Source organism: Sphingobacterium multivorum (genome assembly GCF_900457465.1).
Lineage (GTDB): Bacteria > Bacteroidota > Bacteroidia > Sphingobacteriales > Sphingobacteriaceae > Sphingobacterium > Sphingobacterium multivorum.
The window spans coordinates 239,913-262,550 of the sequence record NZ_UAUU01000002.1; the positions used below are offsets into that span (position 1 = coordinate 239,913).

General features: G+C 40.0%; 21 protein-coding genes. 7 read left to right on the forward strand and 14 right to left on the reverse strand.

Annotation, left to right across the window (positions count from 1 at the left end):
* Window positions 1-5: 5 nt before the first annotated feature.
* Together DTA23_RS01225 and DTA23_RS01230 are read left to right on the forward strand one after the other, a co-directional pair.
* Window positions 6-767 carry an SDR family NAD(P)-dependent oxidoreductase gene (locus DTA23_RS01225; protein WP_112373600.1) on the forward strand — a complete coding sequence of 254 codons (762 nt, stop codon included), beginning with the start codon at window positions 6-8 and terminating at the stop codon, window positions 765-767.
* Between the two features lie 192 nt (window positions 768-959).
* Window positions 960-1,697, forward strand: a complete 738-nt coding sequence (locus tag DTA23_RS01230; protein WP_112373601.1) for a metallophosphoesterase family protein — start codon at window positions 960-962, stop codon at window positions 1,695-1,697.
* 110 nt (window positions 1,698-1,807) lie between these two features.
* On the opposite strand, the gene DTA23_RS01235 is transcribed toward DTA23_RS01230, so the two are convergent.
* The 13 genes from DTA23_RS01235 to DTA23_RS01290 form a co-directional block, all read right to left on the reverse strand.
* A complete protein-coding gene (locus tag DTA23_RS01235) occupies window positions 1,808-3,187 on the reverse strand; it encodes an IPT/TIG domain-containing protein (RefSeq protein WP_112373602.1) in 1,380 nt (459 codons plus the stop codon).
* 65 nt (window positions 3,188-3,252) lie between these two features.
* On the reverse strand, window positions 3,253-3,711 hold the full coding sequence (locus DTA23_RS01240) for an IPT/TIG domain-containing protein (protein ID WP_172462287.1): 459 nt from the start codon (window positions 3,709-3,711) through the stop codon (window positions 3,253-3,255).
* Window positions 3,675-3,965: an IPT/TIG domain-containing protein gene (locus tag DTA23_RS01245; RefSeq protein WP_112373604.1), complete on the reverse strand. Its 291-nt coding sequence runs from the start codon at window positions 3,963-3,965 to the stop codon at window positions 3,675-3,677. The genes DTA23_RS01240 and DTA23_RS01245 overlap by 37 nt, the downstream gene beginning before the upstream one ends.
* 30 nt (window positions 3,966-3,995) lie before the next feature.
* A complete protein-coding gene (locus tag DTA23_RS28295) occupies window positions 3,996-4,802 on the reverse strand; it encodes a hypothetical protein (protein WP_256602550.1) in 807 nt (268 codons plus the stop codon).
* The gene (locus tag DTA23_RS01250) at window positions 4,753-7,251 is read right to left on the reverse strand and encodes a TonB-dependent receptor (RefSeq protein ID WP_256602551.1); all 2,499 of its coding nucleotides are present in this window, start codon (window positions 7,249-7,251) and stop codon (window positions 4,753-4,755) included. The genes DTA23_RS28295 and DTA23_RS01250 overlap by 50 nt, the downstream gene beginning before the upstream one ends.
* Before the next feature lie 130 nt (window positions 7,252-7,381).
* Window positions 7,382-8,380 (reverse strand): fasciclin domain-containing protein, encoded by a 999-nt coding sequence (locus DTA23_RS01255; protein WP_112373605.1) that lies wholly within the window; start codon window positions 8,378-8,380, stop codon window positions 7,382-7,384.
* Window positions 8,381-8,383: 3 nt separating this feature from the next.
* Window positions 8,384-9,727: a fasciclin domain-containing protein gene (locus DTA23_RS01260; protein WP_112373606.1), complete on the reverse strand. Its 1,344-nt coding sequence runs from the start codon at window positions 9,725-9,727 to the stop codon at window positions 8,384-8,386.
* The gene (locus tag DTA23_RS01265) at window positions 9,717-10,838 is read right to left on the reverse strand and encodes a fasciclin domain-containing protein (protein WP_112373607.1); all 1,122 of its coding nucleotides are present in this window, start codon (window positions 10,836-10,838) and stop codon (window positions 9,717-9,719) included. The genes DTA23_RS01260 and DTA23_RS01265 overlap by 11 nt, the downstream gene beginning before the upstream one ends.
* An 11-nt stretch (window positions 10,839-10,849) precedes the next feature.
* Entirely contained in the window at window positions 10,850-12,055 is a 1,206-nt protein-coding gene (locus tag DTA23_RS01270) for a hypothetical protein (protein ID WP_112373608.1), read from the reverse strand.
* Complete coding sequence (locus DTA23_RS01275; RefSeq protein WP_146752991.1) at window positions 12,055-13,689, reverse strand: DUF4397 domain-containing protein; 1,635 nt, start codon at window positions 13,687-13,689, stop codon at window positions 12,055-12,057. The genes DTA23_RS01270 and DTA23_RS01275 overlap by 1 nt, the downstream gene beginning before the upstream one ends.
* Window positions 13,690-13,792: 103 nt before the next feature.
* Complete coding sequence (locus tag DTA23_RS01280; protein WP_236560125.1) at window positions 13,793-17,257, reverse strand: TonB-dependent receptor; 3,465 nt, start codon at window positions 17,255-17,257, stop codon at window positions 13,793-13,795.
* A gap of 131 nt (window positions 17,258-17,388) precedes the next feature.
* Complete coding sequence (locus DTA23_RS01285) at window positions 17,389-18,582, reverse strand: FecR family protein (protein ID WP_112373611.1); 1,194 nt, start codon at window positions 18,580-18,582, stop codon at window positions 17,389-17,391.
* Window positions 18,583-18,642: 60 nt separating this feature from the next.
* Window positions 18,643-19,263: an RNA polymerase sigma factor gene (locus DTA23_RS01290; RefSeq protein WP_112373612.1), complete on the reverse strand. Its 621-nt coding sequence runs from the start codon at window positions 19,261-19,263 to the stop codon at window positions 18,643-18,645.
* Window positions 19,264-19,480: 217 nt separating this feature from the next.
* Here DTA23_RS01290 and DTA23_RS01295 point away from each other — a divergent pair, with 217 nt between their 5' ends.
* Window positions 19,481-19,936, forward strand: coding sequence for a DinB family protein (locus DTA23_RS01295; protein ID WP_218565289.1), 456 nt, complete (start codon window positions 19,481-19,483; stop codon window positions 19,934-19,936).
* A 4-nt stretch (window positions 19,937-19,940) separates the two neighbouring features.
* Here DTA23_RS01295 and DTA23_RS01300 read toward each other — a convergent pair whose 3' ends face one another.
* Window positions 19,941-20,327: a winged helix-turn-helix transcriptional regulator gene (locus DTA23_RS01300; protein ID WP_112374037.1), complete on the reverse strand. Its 387-nt coding sequence runs from the start codon at window positions 20,325-20,327 to the stop codon at window positions 19,941-19,943.
* A 167-nt stretch (window positions 20,328-20,494) separates the two neighbouring features.
* On the opposite strand from DTA23_RS01300, the gene DTA23_RS01305 reads away from it, so the two are divergent.
* The 4 genes from DTA23_RS01305 (at window position 20,495) to DTA23_RS01320 (ending at window position 22,618) form a co-directional block, all read left to right on the forward strand.
* Window positions 20,495-20,713, forward strand: coding sequence for a hypothetical protein (locus tag DTA23_RS01305; protein ID WP_112373613.1), 219 nt, complete (start codon window positions 20,495-20,497; stop codon window positions 20,711-20,713).
* Between the two features lie 44 nt (window positions 20,714-20,757).
* A complete protein-coding gene (locus DTA23_RS01310) occupies window positions 20,758-21,432 on the forward strand; it encodes a quinone oxidoreductase family protein (protein WP_112373614.1) in 675 nt (224 codons plus the stop codon).
* A 49-nt stretch (window positions 21,433-21,481) separates the two neighbouring features.
* Window positions 21,482-21,949 (forward strand): cupin domain-containing protein, encoded by a 468-nt coding sequence (locus tag DTA23_RS01315; RefSeq protein WP_112373615.1) that lies wholly within the window; start codon window positions 21,482-21,484, stop codon window positions 21,947-21,949.
* A gap of 102 nt (window positions 21,950-22,051) precedes the next feature.
* Window positions 22,052-22,618 carry a Crp/Fnr family transcriptional regulator gene (locus DTA23_RS01320; protein WP_112373616.1) on the forward strand — a complete coding sequence of 189 codons (567 nt, stop codon included), beginning with the start codon at window positions 22,052-22,054 and terminating at the stop codon, window positions 22,616-22,618.
* The last annotated feature ends 20 nt before the right edge of the window (window positions 22,619-22,638 follow it).

The window sequence follows — 22,638 nt, forward strand, 5'->3', positions numbered from 1 at the left end:
TTAAAATGGCTACAAACAAAATAGCATTGGTAACAGGCGGAAGCCGTGGTTTAGGTAGAAACATGGCTGTTAGCCTTGCAAAAAAAGGAATCGATATCATTTTAACCTACAATAGCAATCAGGAGGAAGCGGATCATGTGGTTGCTACGATACAATCTTTAGGGCAACATGCAGCTGCATTCCAATTGGATGCAGGAAATGTGCAGTCCTTTAATGGCTTTATTGAACGGGTTACGCAACATTTGCTACAACAAACGGGAAAGTCTAATTTTGATTTTTTGATCAATAATGCGGGCACTGCCTTATATGCACCCTTTATAGAAACCACAGAAGAACAATTTGATACAGTTTATAATATCCATTATAAAGGGGTATTTTTTCTCACGCAGAAAGCTCTTCCCTATTTGAATGATGGCGGACGTATTATCAATATTTCCTCTGGCCTCGCCCGTTTTGCATTTCCGGGATCATCTGCCTATGGCTCGATGAAAGGGGCAATCGAGGTACTCACGAGGTATCTTGCCAAAGAACTCGGTCCTCGAGGTATTGCAGCAAACGTCGTTGCTCCTGGCGCAATCGAGACTGATTTTGGTGGCGGGCATGTGCGGGATAACAAAGAAACAAATGCGCATATTGCAGCTGTTACAGCTTTAGGACGTGCTGGTGTACCCGATGATATCGGTGGAGTGGTGGCCTTCCTTTGTACAGAAGATGCAAGATGGATCAACGAACAACGCATTGAAGTATCGGGCGGGATGAATCTTTAGTAACGCATCACTTAAATAAGCACATATCTGAGGCTATTCGATATGTGCTTATTTAACAGTATTTCTTCACCAATCCCATCCAGTTCCTCCTCTTTTAGAATAAAAATTATAATGCTATTATCATTTTCTTCTTTACCTCTTAAAGTGTACGTTGACTGACTATCCGAATGATTATGTTTGTAGCATAAGAATATGATACAACTTGCCATAATAAGTGACATTCATGCCAATTTAATTGCATTGGATGCGGTATTAACAGATATCAAAAATAAAGGATTAACACAAATTTACTGCTTAGGTGATCTTGTTGATTTCGCTCCCTGGGGCAATGAAGTCATTGACAGAATACAAGAAAAAAACATTCCATGTCTACTGGGAAACCATGACCAAAGAATTGCTTTTGACGAAGCCATTATCCCTTTACCACACCATGATGTAATAGAGACTTCAAATCGAGAAATCGCCATCAAGCTAAGTAAGAAGGAGATATCGGCCCCTCATAAAAAATGGCTAGCAACATTACCCTACACCATTGAACTAACCTTCAAACTTGGAACGAGTTTTAGGAAAATACTTCTTGTCCATGCCAGCCTCCAAAGCAATGACGAATACATCCATGAATCAACCCAAAAATGTGCTCTATCAACTCAATTAAAGCAAAAAGCAATCGATATTCTGGTGATGGGACATACACACCATTCTTATATTCAACAGGATGGAGATGTCTTGTTTATCAATTGTGGTTCCGTCGGACGTAGTAAAGAAAAAGACAGAAAAGCAACTTACACAATAATAACCTTATCTGAAAAAGAAATTAATGCCGAGATCATTAAAGTAAACTACCCAATAACAGCTGTCGCAAATGCAATTTACGACAGCAATATCCCCGATTTCTACGGAGACTTTTTACTTGCGAATAATACACTTTAATCATTGTCAATTTGCTAGAATAGCTAAATCCCCGACATATACTCTGCATTATTTTCAAAGAGAGGGTCTCCTAAAAAACAATACGGTTGCATCGGGGATTTGTATAGTTATTATTTCAGAAACAGTTTCCGAATAGCTTTATTACCAACATCCAGAAGATAGATATTACCATCTTTATCTACGACTATGTCTTTTATCAGACCAAACCGCGCTGTAGACAAAGTTCCATCCACATATCCATTCGTTCCCTTTATCAAAGTAGTCACTTCCCGTGTTGACATATTGACCTCCCGAATAGCATAGTTGTAGTTATCAGCAACAATCAATCTGTTATTTAATCCTGCTGTGATACCGCCTATTCCGTTGAAATATGTGTTCGTTCCAATCCCATCTTGATAACCTGCATCCGAACCTCCTACCCAACGTTCCCCACGTGTAACACCCGGTCTTACAATTTCAATCCCGTTATTGCTGCTCGTATTCTGATCCGAATAATACAAAACTCCTTGACTATCTACAAAGGGCTTTGCCATTACCCAACTAGGTCCAGGTACCTTAGTATAACCTCCAGCCAGGTTGACTTTGTTTATTCCCTGCGCAAAACCAGCTACTGCCACATATAAATTCCCTGACAGATCTAAACACATTGCACCCGGAGAAAATCCTTTTGCGTGTATAGTGCGTTTGCCCGCAGCTGTAATTTTAAAAATCTGATTTGATCGCTGATCGCTGACATAAATATTATTTTGCGTGTCAACAACTATTCCTGTAGGATAGTCGAATACAGCATTGGCACCATCTACCTGCAAAATAGATACACTTCCAGTCGGAGATACCTTTTTAACTTGTTTATTCTCTGGATCTGCGACATATAAATTTCCCTGCGCATCTATCGCCATTCCAGCTAGGTTATTGCCGAATACTGTACTTCCTGGCCCCCCTACGAATGTCATTACACCTGCGCGACGGAACGGTTGCGGTGCTAAAGCATCCTGACCGCCAACGATTACCTTCACCTCGCCTGTTGCAACACCCTGTGGTGCCTCTATAACCAACTTATTCTCACTAGCACTTGTCACAGGGGCCGAAACACCGTTGAAATAAACCCTATTTTCGGCAGCATTTGTACTAAATCCAGTGCCCAATAACGTTACACTTGTTCCCGCCAAACCATTGTCCGGACTTATAGAACGAATACCAAGCGTCTGATCTTTAAACTGTGGTCCTTCCACGGATTGATCGTTGACTACAACCCTTACCTTTCCAGATCCAGTTCCGCCAGGAATGATCAACTTCAGCTGATTTTCACTACTTGAAGAAATAGCAACTTGCTTCCCATTTATAAAAACCTGATTTTCGTCAAGTTCTTTACTAAATAATAGCCCGCTTATTGTCATTTCAGCCCCTTTAGGGCCACTCAAAGGAGAGACAGCGCCGATTTCAGGCTTGCCTACAACCGTAAATTTTCGGACCCGAAATCTTCTGTTCATTGATATTCACGGATAGAGGTCCGGTACTGACACCAGCTGGAGCCACTACCACAATTTTTTCAGGACTAGACTCCAATACGACCGCGATCTTTCCATTGAAAATCAACGATATTCCCCGAACTGACTTTTTCGAAGCCTTCACCCATTAGGGTAACTTTGGTTCCCGCCCCACCTGTTAATGGTTTAATACTGCGGACGACCTGATAAGTAAAATTCTGTCCTTGAGACTTTTTACCATCCACACGAACTTCTACAGTACCATACCCCGCATCTTCTGGAATTTCTGCAACGATTAATTTATCTGTAACACTCACAACTAAAGCTTTTTTGCCATTAACATAGACTTCTGCAGGTTTATCTGTACTACCAAACCCCTCCCCATCAATCCGTAGCTGGGTGCCGCCTGTACCATTTGTCGGAAAAATTTTTGAGACTGAAAGATCTTGATAGGTATACGTACCGACATCAAAACTATTACTTCCATACTTCAAGACAATTCCGCCACTTTTGTCACCTTTTGGCACACGTAAAACAACCGATGTTGAAGTAGCGCTAATGACCTCTGCTGCCCCCCTGCAACTGTTGCAGAAAATTCTGTATTTGCCCCGCTGAAGCCCTGTCCTTCAATCGTAACTAGTGTGCCAGCTTTACCAGAATTAGGGTAATAACTATCCACTTTAACCGGAATTTTATCGACCAATTCTTCCTTTTTACTGCAACTGATCGTCGCAATAGCCATCCATATAGATATGATGACTAGATTAATTGTATTTTTCATTGGAATAAATTCTTTATAACTATATATCCGCTATCCTTTTAGGTTTTTGCCAAATGACCAAATTAGAATGTATATCGAACCCCACATTGTATTTGTGCTCTTGAGTTTAAAATAATCGATGCTATAAGGCTGCCCAGGATCACTAAAGGTAAATACGGGCCAGCTATCAGCATTTTGCCTCGGCGGAAATAATGATGGGGTAAGTCCCACACTACTCGTCGAATTAAATGTATTGGGCGAAAAATATTGAATACCCCATTTCTTGGAGATTAGATTAGTCAAGTTCATAACATCCACCGAAAATGTTATAAATCGTTTCTTTGACTTCTGAAGAAAGAGATCATGTGCAATTCGTAGATCTGCCTGTACATTCCATGGCGTACGTCCCATATTACGCTCTGTAAAATCTCCTCTACGAGAGCTTAGATAATCATTACCATCAATGAACCGATTAAAAGCATCTGCTTGCTGCTGAGCAGAAAGACCATTTGCAAGATCTTTAAAGTAATGAATTGTTTCCGTCTGTCTTGGAATATAAACCAAACTTACTTGTTGCGGCAAACCTTGTATGCTATTATTGACGATACCATAGGTAAATGGACTTCCAGATTGCGCACTGATATACAAGGTAAAATTCGTACGTCCTACATTACGCCAAATTTGTTCGTAATTTATACTCGAAACGATACGGTGACGGATATCGAAATTACTGTAAGCTAACTTTGGATTATTAGGAATAAGTGACTGATTTAGTTGCCAGTTACTTTCCATAGAATTACGTACGCCATTACTTAAATCCTTCGATTCTCCATAGGTATAACTCAGTGTAGCATTCATTTTTTCTTTGATCGTTTTTTCCAATGGTCCCTGTTATACTGTAGCGGTAGCCTTGATTGGTATTACTCAGAAGATATACATTCGAGAAACGATTATCCACAGTACCGCTATAAACAGGTTGTTGTTTGTTGACGTCATATCCATACCATAATGGGTTATCCTTGTTGTTCAGCTGCTGAAATAGAACATCTTTAATATTCTTTGTATAAATACCTTCAACCGTAAATTTCCAGCTTTCAACCTTGTAATCTATACCCAAGCTGGACCGCAGCACCTGCGGCAGTACAAAATTGTTATCGACCAGATCAACCTGCGTTTTTCCGGTACTTGGATCATTAATGACAGCGCCATTCTGCGCTATAAACTCACCTATTCCATTCGGACTTGGCTTTATAGGGTCAGACCCAGGTGCAAATGGTTTCTGATCTGCTTTTTGATCGAAAGCGCCGTAACTGTTCCCCGTATTATAGTATGCATAAGCCAGCCAAGCAAATGGTATACGCCCTGTAAACAAACCGGCACCACCCCGGACAGTCAGTTGTTTATTGTCCATTGCCTCCCATCGAAAGCCAATTCTCGGAGACAACTGTATCCTATTTAGAAACTCATTTCTTAACCGATTCGGCGGTGTATAGGTGTAGGTTGTACCAAAAGTGGGGTCAGACCACATGTCATTGACTTTATCACTTCGTGTCGGCATTGTTGGCAAAGCTGCCAAATCCGCACGGAGTCCAGGTATGATTTGAAAACGATCATTTATACGGATTTCATCCTGAATGTAGAGACTATACATATCAACGGAGAAGTTAGCCGCGGGATGATCCAAAATGTAAGAGTGTGAATTATCCTTATAGTTGTAACTTCCTCTTACGCGATACGGAACATTCGCGACGAAATCTGCAATACTATTGTAATCAACCCGGCCATTCCAGCTGTTAACAAACCCATACCGAATGCGATAAAGCTCATTATGTGTTCCAAATAACAATTTATGCCTGCCTTTTGTCCAATTTAGATTGGCCGTAATCTCCCAGGTACCTTGTCGCATGTTAAATATACTAGCTTCACGATCAGTTCCAAGATAAATTGTTGTGCCCGGTGTACGCCCTTGTATCTGTACTTGAGGTAAGGAGGGATCACTTAAAGGGTCACGTCGATCATTTACCTGTGTATATCCCAACACAATATTGGAAGAAAGATTATTACTGAATCTACTTTTCAATTCTGCAACGGTACTTGTTTGGTTGTTTTCTTGTTCAAAGGCCATACTACTGAACCGAAAATCCTGTTGATCCCGATCCATATGAGTTGCCTTACTAAAGATTGTATTGTTACGGATTGCCAACTGATGTTTGGCATTTATATTCCAGTCTAAACGATTGAAAAACTTGGTTGACCGGGACCAATTTGTATAATTACCTGCGGTTCCAATATTAAAAATATCACCATAGCGTGAACGAGCGGCTTCGGCTATTGCTTCTACATCGCGCTGCTCCAAAATATGAGCTGTTTCGATAGTCCCAACACGCAACTGCGTAGGATCTTGGCGCCTGGTAAACTCCTCATTACTGAAAAAGAATAATTTATCTTTTATTAAAGGAAACCCTATTCGGAAACCTGTTTGATAATCATAAAAATCTTTATTCATTTTCCCCAAAGTTCCCACCCGGTCCTTACCCGTTAACGCGGCATTCCGTCCATAGGCGTAAACCGATCCTTCAACTTGGTTTGTACCACTTCGCGTGACAGCATTGACCGAACCGCCTGTAAAATTTCCGATCTTGACATCGTAGGGAGCCAAATATACTTGCATATCCTGAATGGCGTCTATTGATATGGGGTTTGTTCTTGTACTGCTCCCCGCCATTCCTGAGGTCCCGGTTTGTCCGCCAAGAGAGGGGCTAAAACCTATTGCATCATTATTGATGGCACCGTCTATCGTGACATTATTATACCTAAAGTTTGTACCACCGAAACTATTATCGCGACTTCCTTGCGGTGTAAGCCGAGTTACATCGGTAATCGAACGGTTGACTGTAGGCATATTCCTTACTTGCGCGCCACTGAAATGATTTCCTGTCCCTACTGTCCCAGCCCTTGTATCACCTTTCCGGCCAGTCACAACGACCTCACTAAGTGTTTCATTACGCTGTTGCATAATAAAATCCGTCTGCAAGGTTTCTCCCAAACGCACAAATATATTTTCTTTACGTTCTGTTTGTAATCCAATGCTACTTACATCAACTGTATATGGACCGCCAATACGAATATTATTTAAAGTAAAACGTCCATCTTTATCAGTCGATTGCACATAACGGGTCCCTGTTGGTGTGTGTATCACAGTAACGGTCGCCTTCTCCACAAGAGTTCCACTGCTACTTTGCACCTTTCCGTTAATTGTACCCGAAGTTTCCTGCGCAAAAGAATTGAGCGCTTGCAAAAGAAACAAAAAGAGTAAAATTAGCTTTAGTATTGACATTATAGGGTAGAAAGTCATGGTTGGCCTTCCTATGCATATACTGTCATTTTGATATCTATTCATTGCTATGTTTCATTAATTCGTTAGATAAATCTTCTTATTACTGTGTTAGCCGGAGCCCCTGATCAACAATATGTAGTACCCCATCTCCGGTAAGGATATCCTGTTTCTGTAATAAGACATCATTTGTATTCCCCAAACCCCGAAGTGTTATGCCGCTGAAAGAGCCCGGAGAACTGGTATTTGGAACCAACTTAATGTCAACACTGTTACCATCTAGCATGGTTTGCTTAGACATATTTGTATTACCCGTACTCAAGATATAGTCGTACACAAAACGACGGTCATGGAGAATATGATAGCGGACTATTTTTTTCAGATCATCTAAATTGGCCAGCTCCACATCCTGCACGGATTGAAATCCCAGCAGATTCATAGCAGCATTATTCGGTGCAAAAACCGTATAGGCTCCCTGATTTGTTTTTTCGGATAAAATGCCGGTCCTTTTTATAGCACGAGCAAATATGCTGATACTCGCATCTGCGTTGATAGCATCGACAATCTTATCATGTACATAGGGAGTCATAACGCGGTCGAGCACTTGAATCAGTCCATTAGATGCAGGCAAATTTTGTGTCAATATACGTGCTCCATTCAGTGTCAGTACTGTATCGGCGCCTTTGACCCAGTGTGTGGCATAGACCTTACCGCGACGTGTTTTCAATTCTTGATTAAACAGAAAAGGAAGCTTATTGAGCTCATATTTTCCATCCAGTATGTGATAATTAGCGATATTAGAAACTATTGCTGCGCGTTCAGACAGCATGCTCACCACAGTTGGATAACCCGCCTTTCCAAAGGCATTGTCGGATGGAACAAGCAAAGTATAGGGACCTTCGCCCTTTTGCAGCTCTTTATCCATATTACTGACGCGCAATGCAGCATTAAATACCGATAAATTAAAATTATCGGCAACGACCAAGTTGACCTTATTATTGTCAAAATTCGTCGTGTTTTCTTCCTTTTTACAAGCAAATAATAGATTGATCGTCAGCAAAAATAGGCTACACTTGCTATAACTAAAATTATGTCGTCTCATCTTTTATTTAAGTTTAAATCCTTTTGGAAGCAGTAGGTTATCAACAACGTGGATCGGTCCATTAACCGTATTTATATCTGTCTCAATAATATTGATCGGTGCTTGCTCGGTTTCTTTGATTTTCATTTGGATCTGGTTTCCATTTTTAGAAAAAGCTAAAGGCATCTTATAAGCGTATTGAACCTGACTACTCCCCCCTATATTCACATAGTAATCGTTTAACAAGGCAGGATCCAGATCATTACTATAAAAGACTGTATTATTGGACATCGCTATGCCATAAGCAGGATCCTCAGTTGCAAACACTCTGCCCCAATTGCGATGAAAACTGAATAAAGTATCTGTCGGATATGATCCACGTGGTTCAAAATACAAGTCGTCGTATCTTACGTCTCCCCGTTTAGCATTAAAAGCTAGAATATCGGCCACGCTATTAAACCCTGCTTTTCGAAAGGCATCATCTGTTGGTGCAAATGTGGCTGTCAGGTTGAGATTAGGTAACTCATTGTAAAATGGATCCCTATCGATATCCCATCCTCGTTGATAGGAAACTCTGGCCTCTGGATAATAGCTCAAAAACTCCTCTTTACTCATACGATATCCCCATAGAGGCTCAATATCATCCAACATTTTTTCATAAAACATTTCCTCGGATAAACGTTGGGATTCCACAAAAAAAGTAAACCTTCCGTCGGCTATTAGCGCCTCCAATATGGTCATAGTAGGCTTTTCGATCACTTTTTCCAACATATAGATACCGCCATTTGTCGCGGGCTCATAAGCTAATTTTCCTTTAGACTTACCATTGACTAGCAAATCGCCATCTTTCACAGCGAGATAATGACGATAAGCATAGATGTCGTAACGTCTGCCGACTGGCTCGGTATTATCATAAAAAGGTACTCGATAATTTTGATTTTTTAACATCGATCGAACCATGAGACTATATTTACCAAGTTTAATTTGGTTAAGATCTCCTAAAAAACTGTAAAATTGAACGAAATCGGCAGCTTCCTCAGTAGTCATTTTTTGAATAGTCTCTAGTGTTATTCCAACTTGCTTTAACGCATTATCGGTTGGCGCCAATACGGTCACTTTTGTATTGACTCCAGCAGCCTTACTCAGTGCTACAATGTTACTTTTCTGCCATGCTGCTAAAAAAACTTTTGCTTCGTTATGCGTTGTCAATAGTTGCGTAACATCCTGTGAAGCTTCGTTTTTATAGGGAACTTCCTCCCCCACAAGCTCCGGCATGAACTCAGTTTTTTGGCAAGATAGCAGTACAAACACAGCAGTAGTACATAACAACAGTATATACCAAACGGCATTTATTGATTTATTTTTCATCTTTTCCTTTTTTTATCGCTTGATCTGGGCTTACCAGCCCTTGATCTAAATCATGTACCAGACCATTACTACACAAATAGTCCATTTTAGCGCCGACAGCATACGTTACATCGGCGAGTATAACCGAATAGAAAGTATCATTGTCGCGGAGTCTCATATTATAACTCAATTTCCAAGTCGGATAGACTTCATTGGCAAAATATTCCATATAATGTACTTTATCTTTCAAGTGGTATTTGTAATTACCGTTCGAATTAATGATCGTAAAAACCTGTGAATCCGATATAAAAAAATGTTTATCGTACATGATGTAGGCACCAAACAATACCTCAGGGACGTAATTCTGTGGAACAGCACTATCCAAAAATTCCATCGTAATCCCTCTCTTTTCTAGGGCCTCATTTGTTGGTGCAAATACCGTAAAAGGGCCTTTTCCAGCAAACTGATCCCACAGACCAAATTTCTTCAGTCCAGCCACAAAAACGGTATAGTCTTTCTTGTCACTGAGCCAATCCTGAATATTTTTTTCAAATTGTGGTTTCATAACCTTATCCAGCACATGCAACACCCCGTTGGATAAAACCACGTCTTTGCGGATCGCTTTCGATCCGCTAAAAAATAGCATATTCACGGGATTAGTAGCTCCAGGTGAGATAGAACCGATTGAGGCATACAATTCGGAACCTTCGAGTGTTGCATACCTAAAATCCACTGAGTTACTCGGAATATCGCTCACATAAAGTCGCCTTGGGAGAATATGATAAGAAATCAGTCTCCGCAAGCTATCCTTATTCATTCGATCAAAATCGGTTGGGCGAAACACACCGATCTCATTAAAAGCGAGATCGTTTGGAACGAGAACTGTAAATGGACCTTTGCCATTTAGTTCGACATTCAGACCAGTTCTCTCCAACGCTGCATCAAAGAGGCGCATTTCATAATTATTACGAATAAAATCGGCTGCCGGTCGTATATTTTCATTAGGTTGGGGCACCGTGAGATTATCATGTTTGCAGCCTTGTAGCAACAAAATAAATAAGCACGCAGAAAACCAGCCTATAGCATGAAGCAGTGAAACCTTCTGTTCTATTTTGCTATTATATTGAATCATTTCTGCTAATTTTAGTAAATAGGTGGAGCATATTTTCGTTGTATAGTCGTTAGGTAGACGCGACCATTGACAATTTCGATCGTATTGACCGTTGCGAAAGTGCGTGGATTATCCTTTCCCGAATGTACGTTGACCAACAAATTTGGAAGCAGTGTTCCGTTTTCATTACTGGTCAATCCTACTTTTCCATTTAGGAGACAATTAAGTACAGCCCAGTTGCCACCTGTATTTGTCTCACTGTCATAAAATGGATTCGCGACGGGATCCATTCCAGGTGTAAAAAAGTCAAATCGTTGCCAAATAGCTGTGCGGATACCGTTGGATTTACTACTCGCCCATAACGGAAAACTTGCATAGGCGTTCACTTCATTTGAACTTGTATTACGTTTAACGGACGTCAAAAAACGCCCTTGGTAACCATTTACTTTCGCAGCATAATGGCTGAGCTCTTCCTGACTTTCATAAAGTGACAAAAATACATTCATATCATCCTTAACACCATTTTTGAAGCTTTTCAACCGATAATCATCATCTTTTAAGCTTGCATCGGCTTCCCAGAACCCTTTTGCACTCATATTGTAAAAGTTTACGTACACCAATGAATCTGATAAAGGGAGTTTATAGAAATTTTCATGTCTCAATAAGACTCCATGATCCTTCTTTAAAAAATCCCTTTGCAAAAGATGGAGTGTATAAACTTCTTTGCTTTGAAGATTGATCACCGTATCGATCAGAATGTCATTTTTCAAACGATCTTCCAATTCGAAGAAGGGTACCGTATTTTTTGGACGATACGCAAATACGACCCTTACTTCGCCTGAAGGCACCTGAGCCCAGCTACTTAAGTCAAATCCGTTTAAAATAGGACCGACTAGGACATTTTCCTTTCCTGGATATTCGGGATTGCTTGGGTCTGTACTGTTCCCGATGTGAGAAGGATATGGGGGAGCATAAGGATCTCGTTTATCCAAGAAATCACCTATAATTTCCGCTCCTGTAAATTTTCCATCAGAACCTATTTTTGGATTGATAAGCATACAGAAATAGGGTACTTTATCATCTTTGCTACCCATAGTCTGTACGTAATTGACATTATTAAAAACACGTAGATAAGCCGGCTCGGCAATCTGTGTATATTCAATTTTCGTACAGGAAGCAAGCAATAGTATAAAAATGGCCAGTAGCCAAATACGACTTGATATATTTTGCTTTTTCATTATTTATTATGTTTGATAATGATCATTCGCGCTTTTTCTTTATCGGACGATCCCGAACCACTTTTTCCAATCAATGCTACAGTATAAATCCCTGGCTCAAATGCTGGCAGAGGCCTTCCAATGGTTGTATACAGCGATTTATTTGCTATAAACTCCGTCGATTGCAATACGTCAATATCGTCGGCCCAGATACCCGGTATTACGTCTGGTTTAGAACGATAAGCCATTATTGCGTAGGGATTCGCCATAATATTTACATTGGTATAAGGCATATTAATCGAAGGGATCCCAGGTTGCAGATTTACATTGCCACTGTTTCCGAAAGGCTGTCCGTTAGGTAGCGTAAAGGTGATATAAGGATTGCTTGCCGATAGATTTAAAAAGCGATTAAAGAAGAAGAATTTAAAAGCTAGCCGGCTGTATGTCCCATCGTCTTCAGCCGGTAAAGGGAGCGTACCACTCAGATCATTGGAAATGAGAAGCAACTGAGCCTTTCCATTTCCATCAGGATAGAGCCATAACGTATAATTTTGATTGCTCCGCAATTCCTGTTTAATCGTCGCAAGTACGTTTCCAGTTGCATCTATAGCCTCAATATCATATTGCTTCTGGGTAAACACACTATAATTACTTCCTTTTCCAAATCCGATACCACTGGCAATAACCTTTCCATCGACCCTAAACCCTATCGATTGATCCTTATATGCATTTACACCTTGTATCCTCAAATAACTTTGATTCGTTGGCGCAGCAATATCTGTAATGATCTGAAACGAATTTTGATAGGCTGAAACTGTCTCATTCAGCTCATTGGAGAAATAATTAAATCGCTGTGGAGTGACTACGATCGTATAAACACCACCAGGTTGAAAATCCTGAATCGGAGCATAAGTAAAATTAGTAGACTTCGCATAATCTTTTGGAATGGTGGAAGTCGGTAAATCAATGAGCCCGTACTCAAACCGACCTGAGCCCAAAGAAGGAAGGGGTCTGCCATCTGCTACCAATATCTTGAATTGATAAGTCCCATAAGGCAACTCGATGTAATCAGAACTAATCTGAGAAGCTGCTATTGCACTGGTTTTTTGATTCACCAATGTACCATCGGCATAGGCTAAAGAAATTGGACCAACGAGATTTTCTTGCGGACCATTCATTCCAATAGCTGGATTTTTAATTGTCCCACCGAGATTAACAATGCGGATTTTAAAATGGTCTGGCTTAGTGGGACTAGTCATAGCACGCGTTAGTGCAACAACTTCCGGTTGACCATTCATGAATAAGGAAGGAAGCAAAAAATAATCCTTAGGTTGCTCATAACTATTGTCAACCTTGACTTTAAAATCATGGTTCAAACCAAAACCCTGATAAAAGCGAGCTGCAAACGTAAGGTCTGCCTCTTCTTTCTGGTCAAAAAGATCTTGTGGAACTGTCCATATCTTTGTCAAACGTCCGTCTATTGGGAAATATGAGGTTCCGGGATATTTATGATTCCCCGGATTTAACGGATGCAACACAACAAAACTTGTCAAGCTGTCGCCATTAGCAATAACCTGATTAAAGTCAGATAGATTAACAATTCTAGTATTTGAATTTGGCCGGTTTTCAGTTACAGGACGATTGTCATTAATCACATCCAGTTTTTCCTTTTTACAAGAAACAAAGGATAAAAAACATAAAGCTGTAACAGCAAAAAACCGACAACTCACGCGTTTACACATACTGATTTTCATTGGATTAAAATAAGTTATAGGTAAAACCGATCATAATTTCCGCACCGCGCTTATAACTTCTGTTGATATACTCATTTCCATACCACTTTCCTCCGGTTTGCGGATTCGCATAAACAGTTTTAATAGCAGGATTCATTATATTTTTGGCATAGCCTTTAAACAAGATCCGTTTATTTAGCTTTTGGGAAAAAACAAAATCAAGGTAAGGCACGGGCTGTGTATACAGATCTGGTTCCCCTGTCAGATTAATTTGGACTAAGCGTTCCCCAACCATATTAAAGGTCACAGTGAGATCGGTTCCTGATTTGTCGTTATCATAGTTTAACCAAGCATTAATCGAATAAGGAGCCTGCTCAAACAACGGACTATTTTTTGGGGTATATCTATCCAGTGAACGATTTGCTTCATAACGCTCCGCAGATTTTTTAATTTCACTTTGAGCCAATAAAAGATTGGTACCCAAAAACAAGTTTTTTAAAGGATCATATAATGTTCCCAAATTCTTGACAACTTCAAATTCCAATCCCCATACCTTACCAATATTACCGTCATTCTGAAATTGGATGGTTGGAAATTCAGGATAAGTAGCAGCTAACCCTTGGGTTTTTAGATTAAAGACCTTAACCAATTGATTTTCTATACGCTTTCCAAAAGCCGACACGGCAATAACCTCTCCTTTAGCAGCAAACCATTCCCATCGAAAATCCGCATTTTGGGTATATTGATTTTTCAAATTGGGATTACCAACAACTAAGCCCATTTGAAAGGCATCAAATTCAAATACATTGGTAATCTCACGCAATTCGGGTCTCGCCAGAGTCGTGTTGAAGGCCCCACGAAAATTCATATTGTCATTCAACGTATAGGTTGCATTGACAGAATAGAATGGTTTATATTTTGTTTTATAGACAGAATTGGGATTAATCGGATCCAGAGGAATACGTGTACCATCTGGAGATGTTGCGGTCAGTGCAGGGTCTAAAAACACATTCGCAGTATCCACTGTCGAACCAATATTTGTCATCTCAAACCGAACTCCTCCGGCCATGCGGAATCGTTCAGCAATCTTGAGATCCAGCATACCATATAATGCATTGGTTTCAAAATAACCTTTGTAGTTATTTGGCGATTTTTGGCTATTGTATAGAAAACCACCTACTGGCATCATACCTTCACCCTGCCCCGCTTTTGGTAATACAACACCTACAATTTCATTGCTTACCAAACGGTCTAAATTGCCCTGAACATCATATAATGGAATTGATTTATTGCCAGTGAAATTAGACCCTGGCAGAAACAGCTGGTTTTCTGTAAATTTACGATCCCTAAATAAATAATTGAACCCCGTTTTAAACAACTGCTTTTCACCCAATAGCCTGAAAGGAAAACTCAGATCAGCTTTAGCATTAAAATTATCTTCGTTCAAATTTCGCCATCTCCGACCATTAGGTTCAGCTTGAATAATACCATAATTTCCGAATCCGTTTACATAGCCCGATGTAAGTGCATAGAGATGTTCAGAATATACATAGTCATCAAAATGAGCCTGCTCACCTATAATGGGACGCCGATACCATCCTCCACCCCGAGGTTTGTAGTCTACAAGACTAGCAAATCTAAAATCCGGATCATTCTGTGTGGACTTTGAAGTTGCAACATTATAACTCAAACGAGGCGAGAGCTCATTTTTCAAAAACTTATGTTCACCCTGTAGGTTAAAGGTATTCAGATTACGGAAGGTCTGTTTAAGCGAATGAATAGTACTTCTGACTTCGCCAGGCAAGCCCGAATACTCATAGCGTCCATTTAAATTTGTTGCAATAGACTCTCCTCCCCAGCTTCCCAAATATTGCATACTGACCTCATGCTGTGGATTAAAACGGTAGGTGACCCCTACAAGTGTACCATAGTTTAGTGTTTCGGTTCCTGTATTTTCGCTATAAGTTTGATACTTCCCCATAAAAAGACTATTCGGTGTAATATAATTAGGGATATTCCTAAAACTAAAAATATCAGGATTACCAGTCACTACCCCTTGATAGATGCTATACTGGGTCAGTTCGCCCTGATAAATATCAGCGGTTCTTCTATAATAATTTCCTCCGACAATAAGCCCCAGTTTGTGTTTTCCAAAAACATCATAACTATTACCGAATGTTGCCGAGTAAAGCTGATTCATAGGTGCACGGCGGTATCGAGTTGTCATAACAGGATCGAACCCTTTCATAATTTTATTAACCCGGTTTACCTCCTGGTATCCTGAGGGACTATAGTTGCTATTGGCGATCATATCCTGGATGGAACTTAATCCATTGGGATATTGCGTTGCAAGATTTAAAAAATCCGAGGAAAGGTCTTTTTTATTGATTCGTGTCCCCAATAATCCCATCTCACTGTTCCAAAAGCTGTTGTAATTTCCTCCCAAACCGATGTTCGAATTGAGCCCGGTTTGAGCGATAAGCTCAAATGTCATTTTCTCAGGTACAGATTTCGTTTTGAGCTCAACGATACCCGAAGCAGCATCGGCAGGTTTATCTGGTGTTACTGTTTTATAAACGGTAATATTATCCAATAAGGAAGCCGGAACAAGGTCCAATGGGATGGCACTACGGTCAGGATCAGAAGAAGCCAATCTTACGCCGTTCAACTGACCGATCACAGATCGATCACCTAGCCCTCTTACCGCAACATATTTGTCATCAGTCACCGTAACGCCCGTGACGCGTTGCAATGCTTGTGTCGTTGTAATACTTGCGGTACGCTCGATCAATTCGGCCGAAATAGCATCCTGTACAATAGAAGCGCGTTTACGTTCTTCCAGCACGGCCGTTTCAGTGTTCATTTTACGCCTTGCCTGAACGGTGACCTCTTCCAATGCTGTAGCAAGAGGGCTCAATCCAATAACAAGGTTTTCCTTTACATCATTAATTTCAATTTCCTTGGTCTGATAGCCCAGATAGGAAAGAACGAGAACAGTAGGAATTTTAGAAATCGATAGCGAAAAGTTTCCATTTGTATCAGAATTCGTTCCTCCAGATGTCCCTTTAACACGGATAGAAACGCTGGCCAATGTCCTTTTTGTCTGTTGATCAATAACTCGACCAACCAAGCGCTGCTGCAATACATCGGCGGGCTCTTCCAGCACAGTCCGAAGCGCCGTAACAACAACCAGTTTATTTTTCACAACATAACCGAACGGTTGTCCTGCAAAACATATATTCAATGCTTCTTCAACAGTTGCATTGTTTAGATTGACATTAACGGGTTTTGCTCGGTTAAAGAGCCCATTATCGTAAAAAAAGTCATAACCGCTCTGCTGCCTTATTTCTTTTAAAATAGCTGGGATATGACTATTTTGTTTGTTAAGTGTAATACGTTGACCGTAAGTAAACGCACTGACTTTCACCAACAAACAAGTTAAAAATACCATGGTGATTTTCATAACACGCATGCATTGATAAAAACTCATATATTTGTTGTTGTTAATATTATTTGATGATCATTGAATCGCAACATGATCGATAAGCTTAACACATTGACCAAAGGTGTTACCAGCACCTTTGGTTGTTTTTATGCGGCTTATCGTAAAAATTAGATAGGTCAATCTATCACAATAAGCCTCCTTCCATTTAGCGTTAATTTTACTTTTCCTGTTGTTTGCAACATATCAATAATGGTAGATAGCGGCTGAGAACGCGATACCATACCATCAAATTTCAACTTCTCAAGTCGTTCGGGACATGCTACATCCACGTTGTACCACCTTGAAACTTTACGCAGCAGACTTACTAACTCTTCTCCTTTAAAAACAAAGTCACCATTTATCCAAGCTACTTCCTGAGAGATATCGACATTTTCTACACGCAGGGCTTCATTTAACAAGGCCCGCTGCCCTGGTTTTAAGAGCACCGATTCATTTCTTTTTTTCGAACTAACGCGTACAACTCCCTCCAATAAAGTTGTTGTTGTATAAGGTTCGTCATCATATGCGTTCACATTAAAATGCGTACCAAGCACCTCAATTTTTTGATTTGCTGTCTCCACGTAAAAAGGAATTCGCCCTCCCATTCCCGTCTCAATTTTTGCAATTTCAAAGTAAACCTCTCCGGTCATGTGAACATGCCGTTCGTTTTCACTAAATTTCAAAGGATAGGTCAACGTCGAATTTGCATTGAGAAATGCTTTGGATCCGTCGGGCAATATAATTTGATATTGGTTTCCGCGATTGGTCGTTATTTTATTCACAGCAGTGCTGGCTGCTTCCCCTTGTTCAACGGCTTTATAAACCAATTCACCGTCTTTATTCTTTTGTATTTCTACCCCGCCTTGCAGTGCTACCACACTTCCATTTTTTATATCAGCTAATGAAACAACGGAGCCATCTTTTAGTGTTAATAGGGCATCATCCTTTCCTGGAGCACCAATATGCTGCACGTTTTTTGGCTGTTCTTCAGCAAGCTGTTGTTTAAATAGAAACAGTGAGATAGCGCCAACAGCGACTAGGAGCGCCGCAATTTTTAACCAGACAGCCATACCAATTTCTGTAAAGCGGTGTTGGTTAGCGCGCTTTTTTATTTGAGACTGCAAACGATCATAGTTTGTTTGAACGGATAGTTCACCCGCATAATGTCCCATTGCCACAATGGTCTCCTGCAACTCCGCTATGGACGCTTTATGTTCAGGATGTTTTTGTAACCATTTTTCCCATTTTTCGATATCCTCTTTATTCGTTCCCTTGCAATAGTTCACAAAAGATTCGTCCAATAATAACGCTTGCAAATTAAGTTCGTTCATATCACTCTAATCGTAATTTATACAATAGAGTGGTCAGGGTCATTTTTTCACTACTCGTTTTTAAGAAAAAATCAACAAAAATGAAGAAAGTAGCCCTACGGCAACTTTAAGAAAGATTTCTTGTTCACTAGAAAGGTTATTTTTTATTTTTTCTAGGGATTTATAAATGGTATTATAGATCGTATGGATCGAAACCTGATTGGCATCAGCGATTTCCTGATAAGAAAGATCCAAAAAAAATCGTTGGTAAATCACCAGCCGTTGTTTTGTTCCCAATTGCTCCATATGCTCCTCAACCAACTGTGTTACGGTATTTGTTGTTACCGCACGTATATGTTGTTCTTCAACAGAGTGATGGATTGACGGATCATGGATTTCTTCCACAAAATCCAAATCTGTCAGTTGTAGTGTTTCCTTGCGAAAAAGTTTTTGAAAGAAAACCGTAATAATATAATTATGATGATTGCGTATTTTTTGATTGTCAGTCTTCTTTTCCCAAAGGTGTAGAAATACATCATTCACACTATCCTGAATACGCTGTACCGACATTTTCTTTTTCGTTCCCAAATAGGAAAGATAATGGTAATAATGTTTGTATAAAGCATAAAATGAATCTTCACAGTCCTCTTTCACAAATTGGTCCCAAACATTTTTTAGATCTCTTCCGGTTAGTGTAAACATAGTTTCGTGGTAACAATGACTTTATACAAAAAAAGAAAAGTCTTATTAACAAGAGGTTAACTGAAGATGAAGAATCGGAAAATTGTATGTAAATTGGACAGATAGTCGATTATAATTCCTCGACGATGCTGTATAGTGTAAACGTATAATAAAACAAAAGCAGTAGAACAACTGATTATTAGAAAGATAAATTACAAAATGGAAAGACGTATATTTATTGCAGACAGGCTTCGCGAAGTTTTTTTTGAATGGACGTTGGATTGCCAACACCAACTATCAGGAACAACTATTGAATACGATCTGGGAACAGGCCATATTCAAAATAAATGATCTGAATTCCATCGCTGCGCTAACCTATCATATCAATTATTACCTAGAAGGTCTATTAGCTGCATTTACGTATGGAAAATTGGAAATTAGTGATAAATACAGCTTTGATATCCCGCCTATCCAATCCAAAGCAGACTGGGATACACTAGTAGATCGATTCCTGAAAAATGCCAAATTATTTTGTGACTGTATCGCATCGTTCGATCAAAACCTCTTCGATCAGCCATTTATTGATAAAAAGTATGGATCTTACCTCAGAAATATCGAAGCTGTAATCGAACATAGCTATTATCACCTTGGTCAGATTTCACTGATCAAAAAGTTAATTCTTCAATCGGAATAAATTGTTATTTCGTTAATGCAGCGAGTTCTTGTTTCACTTTCTCTCGGTATTCCAACCCCCAACTGACCAGTGATTCGGTAACGGGGAATACACTTTTACCATAGGCGGTAATTTTATAGAACACTTTCACGGGGTCTTCACTGGGCTGGCGGGCGACTAACAAGTTTAATTCAAGGTCTCGAAGTTCTTTTGTCAACACTTTTGCAGAAATTCCCTGAATCTCCCGTTCCATTTTTTTGAAATAAATTTCCTGCAACTCCCGATTAGCCAAATAACGCAATATCATCAATTTCCATTTTCCGCCCAAAATATCCAGCGCGTCACGTATAGCGCGCAATTCTTCTGTACAACTCGCCTCCCGCATTTGATTTCCTTCCAAAACTTGTCCCATATTGATTTCCAACGACTAGTTACCACTTGTTAACTACCAACAAATATATAGCAAACGAAAGGTAGATTTGTCATATCAACTATATAAGATGAAAGAATGCTGATATAACATACATTATTTCGGCAGGAATTTTTCATAGGGATGCCATCATTTAAATAAATAGCGATATGAACGCGGTTATACTGGATAAAGACAATCAATTGATAAATGCGGAGGTTGAGCTTCCTCAACTGAAGTCCAACGAAGTGAAAATTAAAATATTAGCTTCAGCACTCAACCCCATAGACTACCAGATGCGTGAAAATGAATTTGAACGACGTTATATTTTTTCACCCATACTTGGTAGAGAAGGGCAGGAATTGTCACAGATAAAGGTTCAGATGTAAGTGAATACGCAATTGGAGATGAAGTATTTTTTGCCTGTGGCAGCATGGGCAGTAACGGAACCTATGCAGCATACATTCAGTTACCAGCCGGCCTCGTTGCCCCTAAGCCAAAAAATATTTCGTTTGAGCAAGCAGCAGCACTTCCTACCGCTGGCATCACCGCATTGCAGGTTTTCGACCGAGCAGCAATTAATCCGCAAGATCATATTTTCCTAACCGGAGCGTCTGGAGGCGTGGGTCTTTTTGCATTAAAATTACTCCTGGCTAACGGCATTAAAAATATCGTTGCGACAGCAGGAAGTATGGGCAGTATTGAAAAATTACGCCAACTAGGACTGCAAAAAGACAGTGTCATCAATTATCGAAATGAGAATTTAACGGAAATAATCAAGCTTAAAAGTAATCAGCAAGGTATTGACGTCGCTATTGATGCGGTGGGGCAGCATCTCTCGGAAGTCGCCGCCGCAGTATTAAAACCCTATGGAACTTATATCGACATCACACATTTTACGACCGCGGCAGCAAGAGACCAACTATTTAGTTCGGCCGCACAGATCATCAATATATCCAACTTTATCCATGCGCAAAGACTGAATTATCCCTATTTCAAAAAGGGGTTGGATCGAATCAGACACACTATTGAGCAAGAAATTATTCAACCTGCCCCTATTTATCTTATCGGTAACTTAAGCCCGAAACAATCGAAAAAGGGCATCTAATGCTCAAAAACAACCAGACTCAAGGCAATAAATTAATTATACAAAATCAATGAGAACTATACCTAGACGAATCGTGACAGGCATACGTGCCGGCAAATCCTTTATCGAAGCGGATGCATTGGTTGATAATGTATCAGAGCACTATCCCAATCTTGTTATTTCAGATATCTGGCAAACCAGCCAAATGCCGGCCAAGTTTGAGAAAGAGCATCCCATAGAAAACAGCGCTATACCCCAAGTCATCAAAAATGGCACGTACTTCCGCTATGTACAGATCCCACCCGATCGGGAACTTGGTATAGAAACGACGATTGGTACCCCTCATCCCCTCATGCATCAGACAGCAAGTTTAGATTACATCGTTATTCTTTCAGGAGAGATTTACTTGATTACAGACACAGAAGAAACGCTTTTACAAGCCGGCGATATTGTCATCCAACGCGGCACCAATCATGCTTGGAGCAATCGCTCCGATCAAATGTGCCTGCAATTGGCCATTCTAATTGATGCGAATTAAAAATCTACCCTGTTGCTCAATCGGCAAACTAAACATTGAACCGATTAAAACACATCGAATTTATCTTGTAGGAACACCGCAATTTTTCTAAGTTTGGACTTCATGATAGCAACATATTTTCGGTCTTTGCGTCTGTTCGACGAAGAAGAGATCAATCAGATTGTTCAGCTTTTTGAATACAGAAAGCTGAACAAAAACGACTTTTTTGTTAAAGAGAATCAACCTTGTCATGAGGTTGCATTTATACAATCAGGGATCTTCCGTTCTTATTATAGCAGTGCGAATAGGGAAGATATTACCTATTGTTTCCGCTTTCCCAATACATGGATAGCGGCCTACTCCTCCTTTATCACGGGCGGGCCAAGCGTGGAGACCATGCAGGCCCTTACCCCTGTCGAACTGTGGACGATCAAAAAAAATATGATTGATAAGCTTGCTAAAAATAGCCTAAAATGGACAAAATACCTTAAAATGATTGCCGAGGAACAATATCTTGAACTTGAAAAACGCGTCTTTCAATTACAAAAAGAAACCGCATCACAACGTTATGCCAATTTACTCAAAGATCATCCTGATTTTATCCAACAGCTTCCTTTACAATACCTCGCTTCCTATTTAGGCATTACACAACGTCATTTAAGTCGTATTCGCAGCGAAATTTCTTTTTAGACATTTGTCCTGTAAAGACG